We start from the raw sequence: 16,548 nt of genomic DNA on the forward strand, positions 1-16,548 counted from the left end.
GATTACTCCAACGAAGACAGTGTGCAGATGTGGCGCTTAGCCAAGTAACTTTTGCAATGGGTCATGTGGTTTTTCGTCTTTCGGCTTGCGCGGTTTGTACACCACCTTTTTCACTGGCTTGTTGTCGACGTTCTCATGACGTGCTTTCCCGTTCGCGTCCAGTGTCCCCGTCAGGACGGGCCCCTTATCGAAATGGATTTCGTACTCCACATCAGGGATACCCTCGCCAACCTCAGCGTCCAAGTAGTTCAGTGAAATCCAGTTCGGCTCTTCCTTGCCCAGTTCACTCGGCAGGTTCTGTAGATTGGCAGTCTGGCGACCGCCCTTATCAAAGACGTGCTGTCCCCCCTTCACCGAAAACGTCCCCGGACAAGCAAACGTAATATCCCCACCCTCCAGCGTGATCGACGACTCCCCCGCCTGCAGCACGATCTTTTCCTTCGCCTTGATCTCGATGCAGTCATTCACCGAGATCACGGTAATCTCCTTGTCCGCCAACATCTCCAGCCCATCGGTATGCGCCTGCAGCGACACCGGCCCATTCGCCGCGATCGCCTGAATCCCACCCGAATGCGTAAACAAGCTGGTCGCCCCACCCGACACCGACGAATACGTATGCCCCGCCGTCATGTGCAAATCCGACTGCGTCGTCCAGTGCAAATGCTTCCCCGCGTACAGCACGGTCGATGCCGGTGTCGCCCAGTTGATGCTGGCCGCCGAATCCATCAGCACGATGGGTGACCCGAACTTTTCCACAGGCTGCGAGGTATCGAGCTCGCGCGACCCCGGCTTGGCCTTGAATGCCGGCTGTCCATTCACCGGCCCCTCATACCTGCCCTTCGCTTCAGGATCGATCTGCTCGATGAACTCCTCTTGCGCTTTAAGCGCATCCTTGCTGAACAGCGCCTGCTGGGCCGCAGCAGCATCTCCCAGCTTGCTGGAGAGCTCCTGCGCACTCTTGAACTGCGCCACCGCCTCCGCCACATCCATCTGCGTCGAGGTGACGCTGGCTCCCAAAGCAGGCCGTGCGCGTGTGGACAACAACACACCTTCTCCACCGCGAATCACCGCCCAGGCATCGGTGCGCAACTCGAATCCACTGCCGCGATAAGCACCACGTTGTGAGGTGCCAGGCTCTTGATGGATCAGGTAACCCAGATTGAGTTGACTAGCACCGACACTGGTGGCCAGCCGCATGCGCAGCTGCCCGGTCGTATCGTCGATCTGCCACTGGTTGTAGCCGCTCCCGTCGAAGTTGCGCGTGTGGATCCCCGACAGCACCCCCGCATGGTTGGCGCCGGAATCGACACCCGCAGAGAACGGCGGCAAATCCAATCCGTTGTACAGCTGCGCCACGATCACCGGCCGGTCGATGTCACCTTCGATGAAGTCGACCAGCACCTCGGTTCCGATGCGCGGTGTGAACACTGTCCCCCAGTTCGGCCCGGCCAGCGCCTCGGCGACGCGCACCCACGTCCCGGATGTCTCATTACCCGGCGCACAGCCCTTGTCGTCCGTGTTGTGCGCCGTCCCGCCCGCGTTCGGACGCGCGCCGCGCTGCCATGCGAAATGCACCCGCACCTGGTGATCGCGGTTGGTGGTCGAGACCGCATCCGCCAGTCCGACAACCAGCGCACACTGCGGCCCGGGCGCCGTGGTCCGATGCGGTGCGGCCGTCAGGCGCGGTACAAGCGGCACCACCTCGCGCACGCAGGAAAACGCATTGCGATACGTACCATGCTCGACACCGGCCGAGACGGCGCCCGCCACCCCGGTCCGGAAATTGTTGCGCCCCTCGTGCCGCACCGACAACACCTTGAAGGCATTCTCGCCGTCGGGATAACGGTCGTGCTGGCCCAAGGTGAAGGCATGGCCGGCTGCCAGCCTGCGCACCGCCCCGGTCCCCTCGAATACCGTGTTCCCCAGCTCCAGCGCCTGCAGCATCAGCTCACTGTGCACATCGGCCGCGCCGCGCTCGGTGGCAATGCGCTCGCCGCTGCCGTCATAGAGCTGCAGCGGTGGCAGTTCTCCCGCATCGAGATGCGAGACATGTTCATACGCGGGCGCCAGCAGCTGCGCCGGATCCCAGCTGCTGATCGCGACGCCATTCGCTTGCACAGTGCGGCATGCCCGAAAGCCGTCGATCGCATCATCCTGCTCGGTGGCGCGCACGCCGTGGAAGCGCAGCACGTCACCGCCCGGCATCGCCGGTGCCCGTGCGCGGCTGTCGAACACGATCAGCCGGTGCTTCGCCTGGCCACGCGCGCCGTCGTCGGTATCTTCGGCCTGGTCATGCTCGAAGCGCCAGTTCAACCCTTCCGAGGCCAACAGCCGCGCAAAGAAATCCAGGTCGCTCTCGCGGTACTGGGTGCAGACCGCGCGCGGCAGCAGCTCCTGCGTGATGTCGAAATCAAAGCGCACCTGTGGATAATCCGCGAGTAATTCACAGACGATGTCGCGGACGTTCTTGTCCTGGAAGATGTAGCTGTCGCGCCGCAGCGCCAGCATCGACAGCGCCGGTTCGAGCCGCAGGCGGTAGCGCGCCACGCCGCCGTCTGCCCCCAGCCAGGAGGCGGCGGTACACAGCCCGTGCCACATGCGCCGCGAACCGTCCGGCTGCAGCAGCCCGATGGTCAGTTCCTCGCCGATGAACAGCGCCAGATCGAGATCGGTCGAGGTGCTGAGCGCATCCACGTCGAACGCGAACAGTTCATTGACTGCTTCAACCCCGCTGAACGCTTCCGCCACCAGCGATTGGGGCAGGCAGCTGTCCTGGCTGCTCGCCAGGGTGATGAGCCGGGCATGCTGACTCAAGCCCGTGCCAAACACACCAAGAGCGGTGGGAAAATCCGGCGCCGCCTTCATGCGGCGACGGCCAGCAGCTCCAGCCGCAGTTCCTTCATGCCGGCCGGGACGTAGATCGAGATCGATTGCGCCTTGAGCATGCGTTCGTACATCGCCCCTTTCGCTTCCAGCACGAAGTAGCAGGTCTCGGGTCGCACCGGCACTGCTGCCGGCAGTTGCGGCGCGTACTGCAGCCGCACGCCCGGCAGCGCCGACAGCACGAACTTCTCGACGTCGTCGGGTGCGCCCACCTTGAAGCGCAGCGGCACCACGTCCACCAGCTCCACCGCGGGAATGGCGGCCGATACCGCGATGTAGAAGGTGCTCCGCTCGTCGATCTTGCCCGAGTCGAGTGCGCCGATGTGGTAGGACGGACGCACTTCGCTGAGCGCGATCGCGAAGTATTTCGAGGAGATCACCGTGTCGAGCAGCTCGCGGATGATGGCGTGCAACTTGGAGAAAGAGGGACCCGGGTCGTTGTGCTGGTAGGCCGGCAGGTCACCCAGCGTCCAGCTCTTGGAGAAGGTCATCAGGCCGCCCGCCAGGTCGAGCAGCTGCTCGTACAGGCGCTCCGGATGCAGGGCCGGATGGTTGAAGTGGTGGGTCAGGGTCGCATAGGCGGAACTGGCCGTGTGCAGCAGCCAGAACGAGGACATGTCGCCGGAGCGGAACTCCACCACGTTGCGGCTCGGCTCGCGCTGGTGGCCGTACAGCGCGGCGGTCTTGGCCTGCAGCGCATCCAACAGGCGGCGCAGCTGCTGGAACAGCACCGGCGCGGCCCCGATCGACAGCGTCGGCGGCACGAAGCTCTCGTCCATCTCGAAGCCGCCAGTGGCCGCGCGCCGCAGCCGCAGCAGGGGGAAGTGGATGTAGGAGTCGCGCGGTTCGGCCTCCGACACCAGCCGCACCGCCTTCTTCAGGTAGGCCAGCTGCACCGGCGCGGCCTGGGTGTACAGGTCGGGCGTTTCCTGGTTCGCCTGCACGAAGCGCGCCGTGTTACTGGCCTGCCCGGGCGGGGTGAAGTTGCCGTTGAAGGGCTTCATGCCGGGCAGGGCGATGTAATAGGTGATGGCTTGCGTCGATGGCGGCAGCAGGCTCAGGTCCACCGTCTCGGGCAGCGCGTCGATGTCCGGTGCGTCGACCAGTTCCCCATCCTGGAAGCGCACCGACAGGGCCAGCAGCCGCAGCACGCTGTTGGCCAAGGCCTCGCGGTCGAACTGCAGCGCCTCGACACCCCAGGCATAGGGATGCACGGCCTTGATGCTTTTATGGAGGCATTGCTCGTGGTAGTGGTCCTGGCGCTGGAAGTGCTGTGGACGCAATAACAGGCCTTCGCCCCAGAGAACTTTGCTGGTCATGTCTCTGCCTTCCCTCAATGTGTGGTTTGATTTGGCGGAACCTACCCGCGAAACCATAACAACTGGAAAGAGTTGCCCATGTGAAGTTGATCAAACGTTGGCGCTGCCCGACATGGCAACATCGAATTTCGTTTTTCGCCGTCCACAGGCAAGGCAGAGAGGGGAAGCTGATGAAGGGATACACGCCAGGCTTGTTCGACCGCCTGCTCGGTGGGCCGAACCGCGGACCGGGCAAACATGCCGCGCAGCGGCTGACGATCGAAGAACTGAAGGACACCGTGGCGCGCGACCTCGAGTCCCTGCTCAACACGCGCTCCACCATCCCGGAAGGCTCGCTCAAGGCTTATCCCGAATGCAGCCGCTCGATGGTCACCTATGGCCTGGGTGACTTCGCCGACCGCTGCCTCTCGAGCCCCACCGACCGCGCGACCATCTGCGCCAGCATCGAAAACACCATCGCCAGCCACGAACCGCGCCTGCGCAACGTGCGCGCCAGCCTCGACCTGCAGGGCGAGTCGGTGAACCGGCTGAATTTCTCGATCACGGCCGTGCTGGTGGCGAGCGTGTCGCAGGAACCGGTCAACTTCGACGCCGTGCTGACGCCGTCGACCTTGCAGTACAGCATCAGCAAGGCCGGCAAGATACCGGGCAAAGTGCGCGGCGCGCCGCTGGGAGGGTAAAAAATGGACCAGATGTTGCCCTATTACGAAAGCGAGCTTGGCTACCTGCGCCGCGACCTGCGCGAGTTCGCCGAACGCTATCCGCGCATCGCCGGGCGCCTCCTGATCAGCGGCGAGGTCTGCGAAGACCCGCATACCGAGCGCATGATCGAATCCTTCGCGCTGCTCAACGCCCGCATCGCCAAGCGCCTCGACGATGACTATCCGGAGTTCACCGAAGCGCTGTTCGAGGTGCTGTATCCGCATTACCTGCGCCCCTTCCCCTCGTGCTCGATCGCGCGCATGGACTTCGGCGGCACCGCCAAGCAGCCAGGGACCAGCGTGATCGCACGCGGCACCCAGCTGAACACGCGCCCGGTGCGCGGCGCGGCCTGCACCTTCCGCACGGTCTACCCGGTCATGGTGGTGCCGCTGGCGCTGACCCGCGCAGCCTTCTCGGCCATCATCGACGCCCCCGAAGCCGTGCGCCTGCCGGGAAACGCGTCCTCCAGCATCAGCCTCACCGTCTCCTGCACCGCCGAGCAGGGGGCGATCGCCCAGCTCGCGCTGCCCAGGCTGCGCGTCTTCATCGACGGCGAACCGTCGTTCTGCGCCGCCCTGCGCGACGCGCTCTTCATGCGCGGCGTCGCGGCCTATGTGGAAGCCGACAACAGCGGCCGCTGGACCGCGCTGCCCGCCATCCCGGTGCAGCCCGCCGGCTTCGACGAAGAAGAATCCCTGATCGACTTCCCGGCACGCTCGCATGGCGCCTACCGCCTGCTGACCGAATACTTCTGCTTCCCCGAGAAGTTCAACTTCTTCGACATCGACTTGCAGGCACTGGCTGCCCATGCGCCCGCTGGCGCGCGCACCCTGACCCTGCACCTGGCCTTGTCCGGTGTGCGCTCCGATTCGAACCTGGCGCGCATGCTCGGCACCCTGTCGACCAACAATGTGCTGCTGGGCTGTACGCCCGTGATCAACTTGTTCCGCCAGCGCGGCGAACCGATCCGCGTGACGCACACCAGCGCCAGCTATCCGGTGCTGGCCGACGCACGGCGCGCTTTCGCCTACGAGGTCTACGCCATCGAATCGCTGACCCTTATCCGCCAGACCCCGCAGGGCGAGACGCTGGTGCAGTTCCGTCCCTTCTATGCGCTCAAGCACGCGCAGACGCCGGATGACGCCGGCCACTACTACGCCGTGCGCCGTGACGAATCCCTGGCGGACAAGAGCCCGGGTTTCGAGACCCAGGTATCGATCGTCGACATCGACTTCGACCCGGGCGAGGTGGAAACCGACACCCTGAACATCGAGCTCACCTGCACCAACCGCGACCTGCCGGCTGGCTTGAGCTACGGCCAGCAGGGTGGCGACCTGTTCCTCGAAGGCGGATCGAGCGTGCGTGCGATCGCCTTCCTGCGCAAGCCCACCAGTTCGTACCGCTTCGCCAGCGGACGCGGCGCGCACTGGCGCCTGATCTCGCACCTGGCGCTGAACCACCTGTCGCTGGCAGACGGTGGCGTCGATGCCTTCCGCGAGATGCTGGCCCTGTACGACCTGCCACGCTCGCCATCCTCGCAGCGCCAGATCGGCGGCATCAAGGCGATCACCCAGCGCCCCACCACCGCCTGGCTGGCGGGGAATCCCTTTACCTGCCTGGTGCGCGGCGTCGAAGTGCGGCTGAGCATCGACGAGGAAGCCTTTGTCGGCAGCGGCATCCATGCCTTTGCCCAGGTCGTCGAGCGCTTCCTGGCGCTGTACGTGCATGCGAACAGCTTCACCCAGCTGGTGATCGCATCGAGCAAAACCGGAGAAGAGATATTGACATGCCAGCCACGCAGCGGCGATTTGAGCCTGCTGTAATCGACCGCCTGTTCCGCGAGCCCTACCGCTTCGAGTACGTCCAGGCGGTGCGCATGCTCGAACTGTGGCTGCGCCGCCGCGGCAAGCCGTCGCGCGACCTGGTGGCGCAATTCCTGCGCTTCCAGAATTCGGTGTCGCTCGGCTTCCCGGCCAGCCAGCTGGAAGCGATCCAGGCCGAGCCGCGCAACATCGATTCGAAGCCGGCGGCGCTGGCCGCCGCGTTGCACGAGGGGGCGCTCAAGTATGTGCGCCTGACGCCCTCCTTCATGGGCCTGCTTGGCGGCCAGGGTGTGCTGCCGCTGCACTACACGGAGCGCATCGTCGAGCACCAGTCGCTGGAAAAGGGGGAGCTAGAGGCCGAAGGCGCACGCGCCTTCCTCGACACCTTCTCGAACCGCTCGCTGGCCCTGTTCTACCAAGCCTGGCGCAAGTACCGGCTGGCGCTGCAGTACCAGCTGGACGGCCACGATGCCTTCCTGCCCCTGCTCCTGAGCCTGGCCGGCCTGGGCAACGGCGCGCTGCGGCAGCGCCTGGCCGGCAGCGAGGATGGGGCGGTGCTCGACGAGTCGATTGCCTACTTTGCGGGGGCGATGCGCCAGCGGCCGGCGTCGAGCGTGCAATTGGCGCGGGTGTTGTCGGAATACTTTGGACAGTCCATCGCGGTCGAGCAGTTCGTCGGCTACTGGTACGAAGTGCCGCCGGGCCAGCAGACCATCCTGGGCAGCGACAATGCGGTGCTCGGCGCCGGCGCCATTGCCGGCGCGCGCGTCTGGCAGCGCGACCTGCGCCTGCGTCTGGTCGTGGGGCCGCTGGACCGGGCCGGTTTCAACGAGTTCCTGCCGGGCGCCCTGGCTGCACGGGCGCTGCGCAGCATGCTGGCGATGTTCACCGGACTGTCGCTCGAATACGAGGTGGAGCTGGTGCTGCTGGCCGCCGACGTGCGCAACGTGCGGCTGGAGGGTATTGATGGCCGGCTGGGCTGGGATGCCTACCTGGTCGAGGGACTGCAGACCGAAGACCGGCGCGACGTGCGCTACGAGCTGGATTGTTAGCGCCTGCTCAGCTCGCGCTCCATATCCACCCGCAGCATGTAAGCCGTCGGCGTCAGGCCGCGGTCGCCCGGCGTATAAAAAATGCCCGGCAATACCCCGTCTTCTTCCAGCTGGGGCAGCAAATCGCTCATCAGGTCGTCCAGCGGGAAGGCTTGCGGCTCGTAGCCGTCCCATTCGTATTCCGCGCACAGGTCGGCGAATTCGCTGGCCGGCCACATGGCGAACACCAGGGTGCCCTCGTCGGTCTTGGCCAGCGCCCAGCCGTCACGGTACAGTCCCCATACCTCGCCCGTATCCGCCACCTGCTGTATGAAGCGCGCATAGCGCTGCCGGGCGGGCAGGGTGACCACGTCGGCCAGCTGCTGCGCGCCGAGTTTGATTGCTGAAAGTGTCTGCTCGCTCAAGGTAATCCACCACTGAAATGTGCCGTCACGAAGAGGATACGCCGGATCGCGAATCGGTGGCGCAGGCACGGACCGCCATTACCTGCCCGGTAATCGCCAGCCCCCATCCACCTGCGGAAAATGCTTCCTGTCGATACGATAAACACCACAGGAGATGACCATGAACAACGCTAGCACGATTGCCCGCCAGTACCTGGCTGCCTGGAACGAAGCCGATGCCGCCGCGCGCCGCGCCCAGGTCCGCCAGCTGTTCACCGCCAACGCGCGCTATGTCGGCCCGATGATGCAGGGCAGCGGCCACGAAGGCAGCGAAGCCACTGCACTGCTGGACGAGCGGATGGCCCTGCCCGGCATGGCGCAGGCGGCCAGCCCAACCTCGACCGCAGCGCCCTGCCCTTCCTGCCGGTCCGGCTGCGCAAGGACGAGGTCCCGCTGAATTTGTTCACCACCATCACCACGCTGGGCACGCCGCACGACGTCACCGTCCACGAGTTGCGGCTGGAATTCTTCTTCCCGGCGGATGCGGCCAGCCGCCAGTGGTTCGAAGCCCAGGCCGCCCGGGAGTAGCCAAGGCCGGGTTGGGGATAAGATGGCGGCTTGTCCACACGTGCCTTCCCTTCGATGTCCCTCGACCTCCTGTCCTTCGGCCGCATGGCCGGCCTGTTTTTCGTCACCGCCATCGCCGAGCTGCTCGGCTGCTATCTGCCGCTGTTATGGCTGACCGGGAAGGGTTCGGCCTGGCTGCTGCTGCCGGCGGCGCTCAGCCTGATCGTCTTCGTCTGGCTCCTGACCCTGCACCCGGCCGCCAGCGGCCGCGTCTACGCCAGCTACGGGGCGGTCTACATCGCCACCGCGCTGGCCTGGCTGTGGGTCGTGGACGGCATCAGGCCGGTATGGAGCGACTATCTGGGTGTGGCGCTGGCGCTGGCGGGTGCGGCTTGCATCGCCCTGGGGCATCGCCAGGCCTGAACGCTCTCAAGTCCCGAGCTTCGCCAGCAGGTCCTGCACCACATCCAGCTGCACCGGCTTGGTCAGGTGCCGGTCGAAGCCGGCCTCGCTCGACTTCTGGCGGTCGCTTTCCGCGCCCCAGCCGGTCAGGGCGACCAGCGTCATGTCTTCGAGGCCTTCCAGCTTGCGCATCGCGCGCGCGGTGTCGTAACCGTCCATGCCCGGCATGCCGATGTCGAGGAAAGCCAGCTGCGGCCGGAACGCGTCCGCAGCCGCCAGGGCCGCCATGCCGTCGTGCGCCACCTGCGTCAGGTAGCCGCAGGCTTCCAGGATCATCGACAGCGTCGTCGCTGCGTCGACGTTGTCGTCCACGACCAGGATCCGGATGCCGCCCAGGGCGCCATCCGAGGCATCCGGGGCGGCGTGCAGGAGGGTGTCCTGCACGCCGCTCGCCAGCGGCAGGCGCACGGTGAAGGTGCTGCCGGTCTGCGGCCCGCCGCTCGCTGCCGAGACGCTGCCGCCATGCATGTCCACCAGCCGGCGCACCAGCGACAGGCCGATCCCCAGCCCGCCCTGCGAGCGCGCCAGGTGTTGGCCGACCTGGCTGAACATGTCGAATACCGAGGTCAGGGCGTCCGGCGGGATGCCGATTCCGTTGTCCGAGACGGCGACCACCGCCTCCTGTCCTTCGACCCGCAGCGACAGGCCGATGCGCCCGCCGCTGGGGGTGTACTTGGCGGCGTTGTTGAGCAGGTTGGCCACCACCTGGGCGATGCGGGTCACGTCCACCTCGGCCGGCACCCCGTGCTCCGGCACGTCCACCGAGAGCTCGTGGTGGCCGGTCTCGATCAGCGGCAGGCTGGTCTCGACGGCACTCGACAGCACGCTGCGCAGATCGGCGCGTTCCTTCTTGAGTTCCAGCTTGCCACCGCTGATGCGGGCGATGTCGAGCAGGTCGTCGATCAGGTGCACCATGTGGCTGACCTGGCGTTCCATCATCTCGCGCACCCGCGCCACCGAGGCAGGATTGTCGCTGTTCAGGCGCATGACGGACAGGCCGCTGCGGATCGGCGCCAGCGGGTTGCGCAGCTCGTGCGCCAGCGTGGCCAGGAACTCGGTCTTGCGGCGGTCGGCCTCTTCCAGGTCGGTGGCCAGCTTGCGCAGGGTTTCCTCGGACTGCTTGCGCGCCGTGATGTCGCTGAACAGCAGCGCCACCCGCCTGCTGTCCGGTCCGCCGAGGCGGGTGGCGTAGACGTCGAACCAGCGTTCCATGGCCGGGGCCGGGTTCTCGAAGCGCACCGGCTCGCCGGTGGTGGCGACCCGGCCGTAGGTCTCGAACCAGAAATCGTCGAGGGTCGGGATCAGCTCCTTCGCGGTCTTGCCTACCGCGTCGCGCAGGCCGGTATGGACCTCGAACATCGGGTTCATCTCGAGGAAGCGGTAATCCACCGGCCGCTCCTGCTCGTCGAAGATCATTTCCAGGATGCAGAAGCCCTGGTCGACCGATTCGAACAGGGTGCGGTAGCGCTCCTCGCTGGCACGCAGCTTCTCGGCGGCGCGCCTGCTTTCGGTGGTGTCGACCACGATCGCCACCAGTCCCTGGAACTCGCCGTTCGGACCGCGCAGCGCATTGACGCTGCTGGTGGCAGGTATGCAGCTGCCGTCGCAGCGCAGGTATTCCTTCTCGATGACCACACCCGCCTCGCCGGCCGCCAGGCGCTGCACCGCTTCTTGCGTCACCGGTAGCGAATCCGGGGCGGTGACGTCGAGCACGCTCGCGCCCAGCAGTTCTGCTTCCGTACGCTGTACCAGGTCGCAGTACTTCTGGTTGACCAGGGTGATGCGGCCCTCGGGGTCCATCTGCACCACGCCGGTGGCGGCCTGGCTGACGATCTTCTGGAAGCGTTCGCGGCTCTCGTACAGCTCGATCTCGGCGAGCTTGCGGTCGGTGACGTCGATGCCGTGCACCAGGATGCCCGTCACCTGGCCGGCCGGGTCGCGCATGGGCATATAGACATAATCGACGAAGCGTCGTTCCAGCGGCGCATTGGGGCGGCGCTGCAGCATCACCGGCACGTCGGTGCCGAATACCGGCTCGCCGGTCCGGTATACCCCGTCCAGCAGCTCGATGAAACCCTGGTTAGCGATTTCGGGCAGCGCCTCGCGCAACGGCACGCCGATGCTGGAGCGGCCGCCGACCAGCTGCAGGTAGCGTTCGTTTTCCAGCTCGAACACGTGCTCCGGGCCGGTAAATACGCACATGAAGGCCGGCGCCTGCCGGAACACGTCTTCCATGCGTTGGCTGGCGCTGCTCAGCTGGGCCAGCAGGTCTTCGCGCTCGGCCTCGGCGCGCACCTGGTCGGTGATGTCGCGCGAGGTCACCAGCAGGCCAGCTTCGCCGACGTGGCTGATGGTGACCTCCCACCATTTGACGGCGCCGCCGGCCGTCGGGCAGGGTCCGCGCAAGCGGCCGAGGCCGCTGGTACGCGCCGCCGTCATTGCATGCTCGACCTCGGCGCGCTGCGACTCCGGCCACAGCGCAGCCCAGGACTGGCCGCGCACGGCCTCGATACTGCCGAGTTCCATGGCGCGCAGGCCATTGCCATTCATCGCGACGATATGGCCTTCCCCGTCGAGCAGTTTGACGCAGTCGGGACTGGCTTCGAAGAGCTGGTGGCCTAGCGAGGCCGGGTCGAGCGCTTGCAAGGCGTCGCTGCTGTCCTGCATGAGGTGGGTTCCTTGTTGGGTCCCGGCAGTATATCTGCATACCTAACCGTCCGTCGCCGGTTTATGAATGTCACAGAATTGTTATGAAATGGTCACGAGGAAGTCATTTTCGCTGCCTACCATGCACGAACTTTTCCTAACTACCAACAGGATTACCCGTGAACAAGCCGACCGACCTCGCCCGCATCCCTGTCGACCATGACGACATCGATACGAACGTTTCGTCGAACGAACATTTCAGCACCGTCCTCGAAGCCCGCCTGAGCCGCCGCAGCCTGCTGCGCGGCGGCGCCGCGACGGCTGCTTCCGCCCTGCTGGGTGCCATCGGCCTGAGCGGTTGCGGCGGTTCGGACAACGACACCGTCACCGCACCGACTCCACCTGTCGGCACCACGCCGCCGCCGCCGCCGCCGGAAAAGCTGCTCGGCTTCAGCGCCGTGTCCAAGAGCCTGGCCGACACCGTCGTCGTCCCGGCCGGCTACACCGCCAGCGTCCTGTACGCGCTGGGCGATCCGCTCACCGCGAATACCGCCGCGTACAAGAACGACGGCACCGACGGCGACTTCGAGAACCGCGCCGGCGACCACCACGACGGCATGGAGTTCTTCCCGCTGTCCAGCACCGGCACCGCGTCGACCAGCGCGAACGACCGCGGCCTGCTGGCGATGAACCACGAAGCCACCACCGACGAAAAACTGTCTTCGTTCTTCGTGCATGCAAACGGCGGCACCATGACCTTGCCGCGCCCGGCTGCGGAAGTGGACAAGGAAATGGCGCTGCATGGCCTGTCGGTGGTCGAAGTGCGCCGCAATGGCGCCAAGTGGGAATACCTGAAGGATTCCTCGTTCAACCGCCGCGTGCACCAGCAGACCGAGGTCGAGATCTCGGGCCCGGTGCGCGGCAACGCGCTGGTGGTCACCAAGTACTCGACCAATGGCACGAAGATCCGCGGCACCCTGAACAACTGCGGCACCGGCAAGACCCCGTGGAACACCTACCTGTCGGGCGAAGAGAACTGGGCTGGCTACTTCACCCGCGCGGCCACGGACGACGCCGCACGCGGCGACAGGAGCGTGGTCTCGCTCAACCGCTATGGCCGCAACCAGGGCGCCGCTTCGCGCCACGGCTGGGAAACCGGCGGTACGGACGACAAATACCAGCGTTGGGACATCAGCAAAAAAGGCGCCTCGATCGACGGTAGCGACGATTACCGCAACGAAATGAACGGCATGGGCTACATCGTCGAGATGGATGCCTACGACAAGGCCAAGGCGATCAAGAAACGCACCGCGCTGGGCCGCTTCGCCCACGAGAGCGCCGTGTTCGGCAAGCCGGTCGCGGGCCAGCCGCTGGCCGTGTACATGGGCGACGATTCGCGCAACGAATACATCTTCAAGTTCGTCTCGACCGCTGTCTGGGCCGCCGCCGACGCAACGGCTGCCGACCGCATCGCCACCGGCGACAAGTACCTCGACAGCGGCAAGCTGTACGTGGCCAAGTTCGCCGCCGACGGCACCGGCCAGTGGATCGAGCTGTCGATCTCCAACCCGGCCATCGCTTCCTATGCCGCCTACAAGTTCGCCGACCAGGCCGACGTGCTGGTCAACGCTCGCTTGGCAGGTGATGCCGTGGGCGCGACCAAGATGGACCGCCCGGAATGGTGCTCGGTGCACCCGGGTACCGGCGAGATCTACTTCACGCTGACCAACAACAGCAACCGCCGCGTCGAGCCGAGCGGTTCGAGCCAGGCCGCGCCGGACGCCGCCAACCCGCGCGTCTACACCGACATGAAGGGCACGACTGCGCAGCAGGGCAACCCGAACGGCCACATCATCCGCGTCAAGGAAGGCACTGCCGGTTCGACTTCCACCAGCTTCAACTGGGACGTCTACCTGTTCGGCGCCGAAGCCGGCGCAGCCGCCGCCACCGTGAACCTGTCCGGCCTCACCGCCGACCAGGACTTCTCGAGCCCGGACGGCCTGGCCTTCAGCACCTCCACCGGCATCTGCTGGATCCAGACCGACGACGGGGCCTACACCGACGTCACCAACTGCATGATGCTGGCCGGCGTGCCGGGCAAGGTGGGCGACGGCAAGAAGGTCACCCTGAACTACCCGCGCGCCAACGGCACGACCCTGAGTGTGGACACCTACGTCGGCCAGACCGCCACCACGGATACGCTCAAGCGCTTCCTGGTCGGTCCGGTCGGTTCGGAGATCACGGGCATCGCCGAGACTCCGGACGGCAAGGCACTGTTCGTGAACATCCAGCACCCGGGTGAGAACACCGCTGCCGGCAATATCGCCGACCCGGCCAAGTACACCAGCCAGTGGCCGTCAAACGCCGGCTACGGCGCCGGCAAGCGCCCGCGCTCGGCGACCATCGTGATCACCAAGAACGACGGTGGCCGGATCGGTACCTGACCCTACCTGAACCGGCGCCCTGGCGCCGGCTGTAGCAAACTCCCATCCTTTGGGCTGGACGTGCAGGCGTCCAGCCCTTTTTTCGTCCACCGCAAGGAGTGTTGACGCGAGGCATGCCAGCATCGTGGATGCGCCATTCAACGCCGCAGGAGCACGCCATGCCGACCGTCACGCTGTCCACCTATCTGCGCATCACGCGCGCGAGCGCCCTGTTCGACATCCTCGTTGTCGCGCCCTTCGCCACGCCGTGGAGCTTCCTGCTGCTTTACCCGCAGCTCAACGCGCTCAACCTGTGGTTGGGCGGCAGCATGCTGCCGCCCTTTGCCGGGATTCACGTCCTGATCACCTGCCTGATGGGCAGCCTGGTCCTGCTGTGGTCCGTGCGGCGCCTGCTGGAACCGAGCCTGGCGCTCGGACGCTACGACGGCGCCGGGCGCTTCCTGTTCGCGACCTGGATGCTGTGGGCGCTGGTGCAGGGCGGACTGCCGCTGGTCTGGCTGTTCCTGGTGCCGGAACTGCTGTGGGGCGTGGCGCAGTGGTGGCCGGTCGCACCCTCGCGCACGGCCCAGCGCAGCAACAGGCCGGGCCTGAAGCTGGTGCATGCGTCCTAGGTCAGCAGCACCTCGCGCGCGGCCTTGACCAGCGCCGCGCCCATGCGCTCGAGCCGCGGCGGCTGGATGCGCCAGGCATGCCAGTAGAGCGGCACGTCCACGTGCAGGTCGGGCGCCAGGTCCACCAGGCTGCCGTCCTCCAGCATGGCGCCGCACTGTTCCGTCGGCAGCATGCCGTAGCCCATGCCGATCCGGATCGCCGCAACAAAAGGGTCGCTGGCCGGCACGTAGTGGAAGGGATAAGCGCCTTCGGGCAGGCCGAAGTGCTTCAGCAGGAAGACCGACTGCAGCGAGTCCTTGCGGTCGAAGACCACCACCGGCGCGCGGCGCGCCGTCTCGCGGTTGAAGCCGTCGGCGAACCACTGCCGGGCGAAGGCTGTCGAGGCCACCATCCGGTAGCGCATCAGTCCCAGCGGGCTCACGCTGCAGCCATGCATCGGCACCGCTTCGCCGGCCACGCAGGCCACCACGCGGCCCTGCGCCAAGAGGGCGAAGGTATGGCCCTGGTTGTCGAGCACGAACTCCACCAGCAGTTCCTCCGCCGCGAGGATCGGCGCCAGCACCGGCAGCAGCCAGGTGGCCAGGGTGTCGTTGTTGACCGCGATCGCGACCCGGGTCGGACCGTCGTCCATGCCCATTTCGGCCAGGAACTCGGATTCCAGCAGGGTGGAGCGGCGCAGGTACTGCAGCAGGCGCGTGCCCGGCCCGGTGGGGCGGCAGGGGCGGCTGCGCACCAGCAGCGGCGTGCCGAAATCCTGCTCCAGCGCCGAAATGCGCTGCGAGACGGCCGAGGGGCTGAGCGACAGCTGCACGGCCGCCCCTTCCAGGCTGCCGGTGTCGACCGCGGCAATGAAGGCCGCGCTGCGGCGGGGATCGATCTGCATCAGGATGTTATGCAAATGAAGTTTTGCTTAACCAAGTTTAGAAATCATGAATATATTTGAACTTTGCCGTGTGGTAAGCAACCATCGATGCTTTCGTGGAGGTGTATCGTGTTTTCGCAACAGGTTTTCTTGCAGGGGCTGGGTTTGGGAGCCAGCCTGATCATGGCCATCGGCGCACAGAACGCGCACGTGATCCGCACCGGGGTGCGCGGCCAGCACGTGCTGGCGACGGTGGCCACCTGCATCGTGGTCGACGTGGTGCTGATCGCGCTCGGCATCGCCGGACTTGGCGCGCTGGTGGAAGCCTCGCCCAGCCTGATGGCGGTCGCCCGCTATGGCGGTGCGGCTTTCCTCGTCTGGTATGGCTGGCGCTGCTGGAAGAGCAGCCTGCGCGGCGGCGCGTCGCTTGCGCTGTCCGAAGAGGACAAGGCCCAGACCCTGGGCCGCGCCCTGGCCACCGTGCTGGCGCTGTCGCTGCTCAACCCGCATGTCTACCTCGATACCGTGGTGGTGCTGGGGGCGGTCGGCAGCAGCCTGGCCGGCGATGCGCGTTTCTCCTTCGCGCTCGGGGCGATGACGGCTTCGGTGCTGTGGTTCTCGGCGCTCGGCCTCGGCGCCCAGCGCTTCGCGCCCGTGCTCGGCCGTCCCGCGGTATGGCGTGCGATCGAGGGCTTTACCGGCACGCTGATGCTGGTGCTGGCCTACCTTCTCGTACGCGGAGCATGAAGGTACAGCTCTCGCTATACTCATGATTGCACCCTGACCCGACGGA

Annotated in this window: 14 protein-coding genes; 9 read left to right on the top strand and 5 right to left on the bottom strand. The window is 66.1% G+C overall.

Translation table 11 applies throughout. The annotated features are described in order from the left end of the window. Positions 1–36: 36 nt before the first annotated feature. On the bottom strand, positions 37–2,865 hold the full coding sequence (locus MA09_RS22165) for a type VI secretion system Vgr family protein (RefSeq protein WP_036253203.1): 2,829 nt from the start codon (positions 2,863–2,865) through the stop codon (positions 37–39). Beyond that, entirely contained in the window at positions 2,862–4,202 is a 1,341-nt protein-coding gene (gene tssK, locus MA09_RS22170) for a type VI secretion system baseplate subunit TssK (protein WP_036253205.1), read from the bottom strand. The genes MA09_RS22165 and tssK overlap by 4 nt, the downstream gene beginning before the upstream one ends. Positions 4,203–4,372: 170 nt before the next feature. On the opposite strand from tssK, the gene tssE reads away from it, so the two are divergent. The 3 genes from tssE to tssG are packed head-to-tail and all read left to right on the top strand — an operon-like array spanning position 4,373 to position 7,779. Continuing rightward, the gene (tssE, locus tag MA09_RS22175) at positions 4,373–4,882 is read left to right on the top strand and encodes a type VI secretion system baseplate subunit TssE (protein WP_036253207.1); all 510 of its coding nucleotides are present in this window, start codon (positions 4,373–4,375) and stop codon (positions 4,880–4,882) included. Positions 4,883–4,885: 3 nt separating this feature from the next. Further along, a complete protein-coding gene (gene tssF, locus MA09_RS22180) occupies positions 4,886–6,727 on the top strand; it encodes a type VI secretion system baseplate subunit TssF (RefSeq protein WP_036253209.1) in 1,842 nt (613 codons plus the stop codon). Then, positions 6,691–7,779 carry a type VI secretion system baseplate subunit TssG gene (gene tssG, locus MA09_RS22185; protein ID WP_036253211.1) on the top strand — a complete coding sequence of 363 codons (1,089 nt, stop codon included), beginning with the start codon at positions 6,691–6,693 and terminating at the stop codon, positions 7,777–7,779. The genes tssF and tssG overlap by 37 nt, the downstream gene beginning before the upstream one ends. Here the strand turns inward: tssG and MA09_RS22190 are convergent. Next, positions 7,776–8,183 (bottom strand): DUF2750 domain-containing protein, encoded by a 408-nt coding sequence (locus MA09_RS22190; RefSeq protein WP_200883112.1) that lies wholly within the window; start codon positions 8,181–8,183, stop codon positions 7,776–7,778. The two genes, tssG and MA09_RS22190, sit on opposite strands and share 4 nt — an antisense overlap. Positions 8,184–8,343: 160 nt before the next feature. Here MA09_RS22190 and MA09_RS25400 point away from each other — a divergent pair, with 160 nt between their 5' ends. The 3 genes from MA09_RS25400 (at position 8,344) to MA09_RS22200 (ending at position 9,152) form a co-directional block, all read left to right on the top strand. Next, positions 8,344–8,619, top strand: coding sequence for a hypothetical protein (locus MA09_RS25400; protein WP_152594763.1), 276 nt, complete (start codon positions 8,344–8,346; stop codon positions 8,617–8,619). Between the two features lie 2 nt (positions 8,620–8,621). Then, a complete protein-coding gene (locus tag MA09_RS25405) occupies positions 8,622–8,750 on the top strand; it encodes a hypothetical protein (protein WP_229440820.1) in 129 nt (42 codons plus the stop codon). Between the two features lie 84 nt (positions 8,751–8,834). After that, positions 8,835–9,152, top strand: coding sequence for a YnfA family protein (locus MA09_RS22200; RefSeq protein ID WP_036253758.1), 318 nt, complete (start codon positions 8,835–8,837; stop codon positions 9,150–9,152). Positions 9,153–9,158: 6 nt separating this feature from the next. On the opposite strand, the gene MA09_RS22205 is transcribed toward MA09_RS22200, so the two are convergent. Then, positions 9,159–11,858: a PAS domain-containing protein gene (locus MA09_RS22205; RefSeq protein ID WP_081897757.1), complete on the bottom strand. Its 2,700-nt coding sequence runs from the start codon at positions 11,856–11,858 to the stop codon at positions 9,159–9,161. Between the two features lie 158 nt (positions 11,859–12,016). Between MA09_RS22205 and MA09_RS22210 the strand changes: the two genes are divergently transcribed. Together MA09_RS22210 and MA09_RS22215 are read left to right on the top strand one after the other, a co-directional pair. Continuing rightward, complete coding sequence (locus MA09_RS22210) at positions 12,017–14,281, top strand: PhoX family phosphatase (protein ID WP_036253213.1); 2,265 nt, start codon at positions 12,017–12,019, stop codon at positions 14,279–14,281. A gap of 158 nt (positions 14,282–14,439) precedes the next feature. After that, entirely contained in the window at positions 14,440–14,892 is a 453-nt protein-coding gene (locus tag MA09_RS22215) for a hypothetical protein (protein WP_051933702.1), read from the top strand. Here the strand turns inward: MA09_RS22215 and MA09_RS22220 are convergent. Then, positions 14,889–15,776 (bottom strand): LysR family transcriptional regulator ArgP, encoded by an 888-nt coding sequence (locus MA09_RS22220; RefSeq protein ID WP_036253766.1) that lies wholly within the window; start codon positions 15,774–15,776, stop codon positions 14,889–14,891. The two genes, MA09_RS22215 and MA09_RS22220, sit on opposite strands and share 4 nt — an antisense overlap. A gap of 108 nt (positions 15,777–15,884) precedes the next feature. Here MA09_RS22220 and MA09_RS22225 point away from each other — a divergent pair, with 108 nt between their 5' ends. Continuing rightward, a complete protein-coding gene (locus MA09_RS22225; protein ID WP_229440821.1) occupies positions 15,885–16,502 on the top strand; it encodes a LysE/ArgO family amino acid transporter in 618 nt (205 codons plus the stop codon). Positions 16,503–16,548 lie beyond the last annotated feature (46 nt).

The sequence above is a fragment of the Massilia sp. BSC265 genome (genome assembly GCF_000740675.1).
In the GTDB taxonomy this organism is placed as follows: domain Bacteria; phylum Pseudomonadota; class Gammaproteobacteria; order Burkholderiales; family Burkholderiaceae_D; genus Telluria.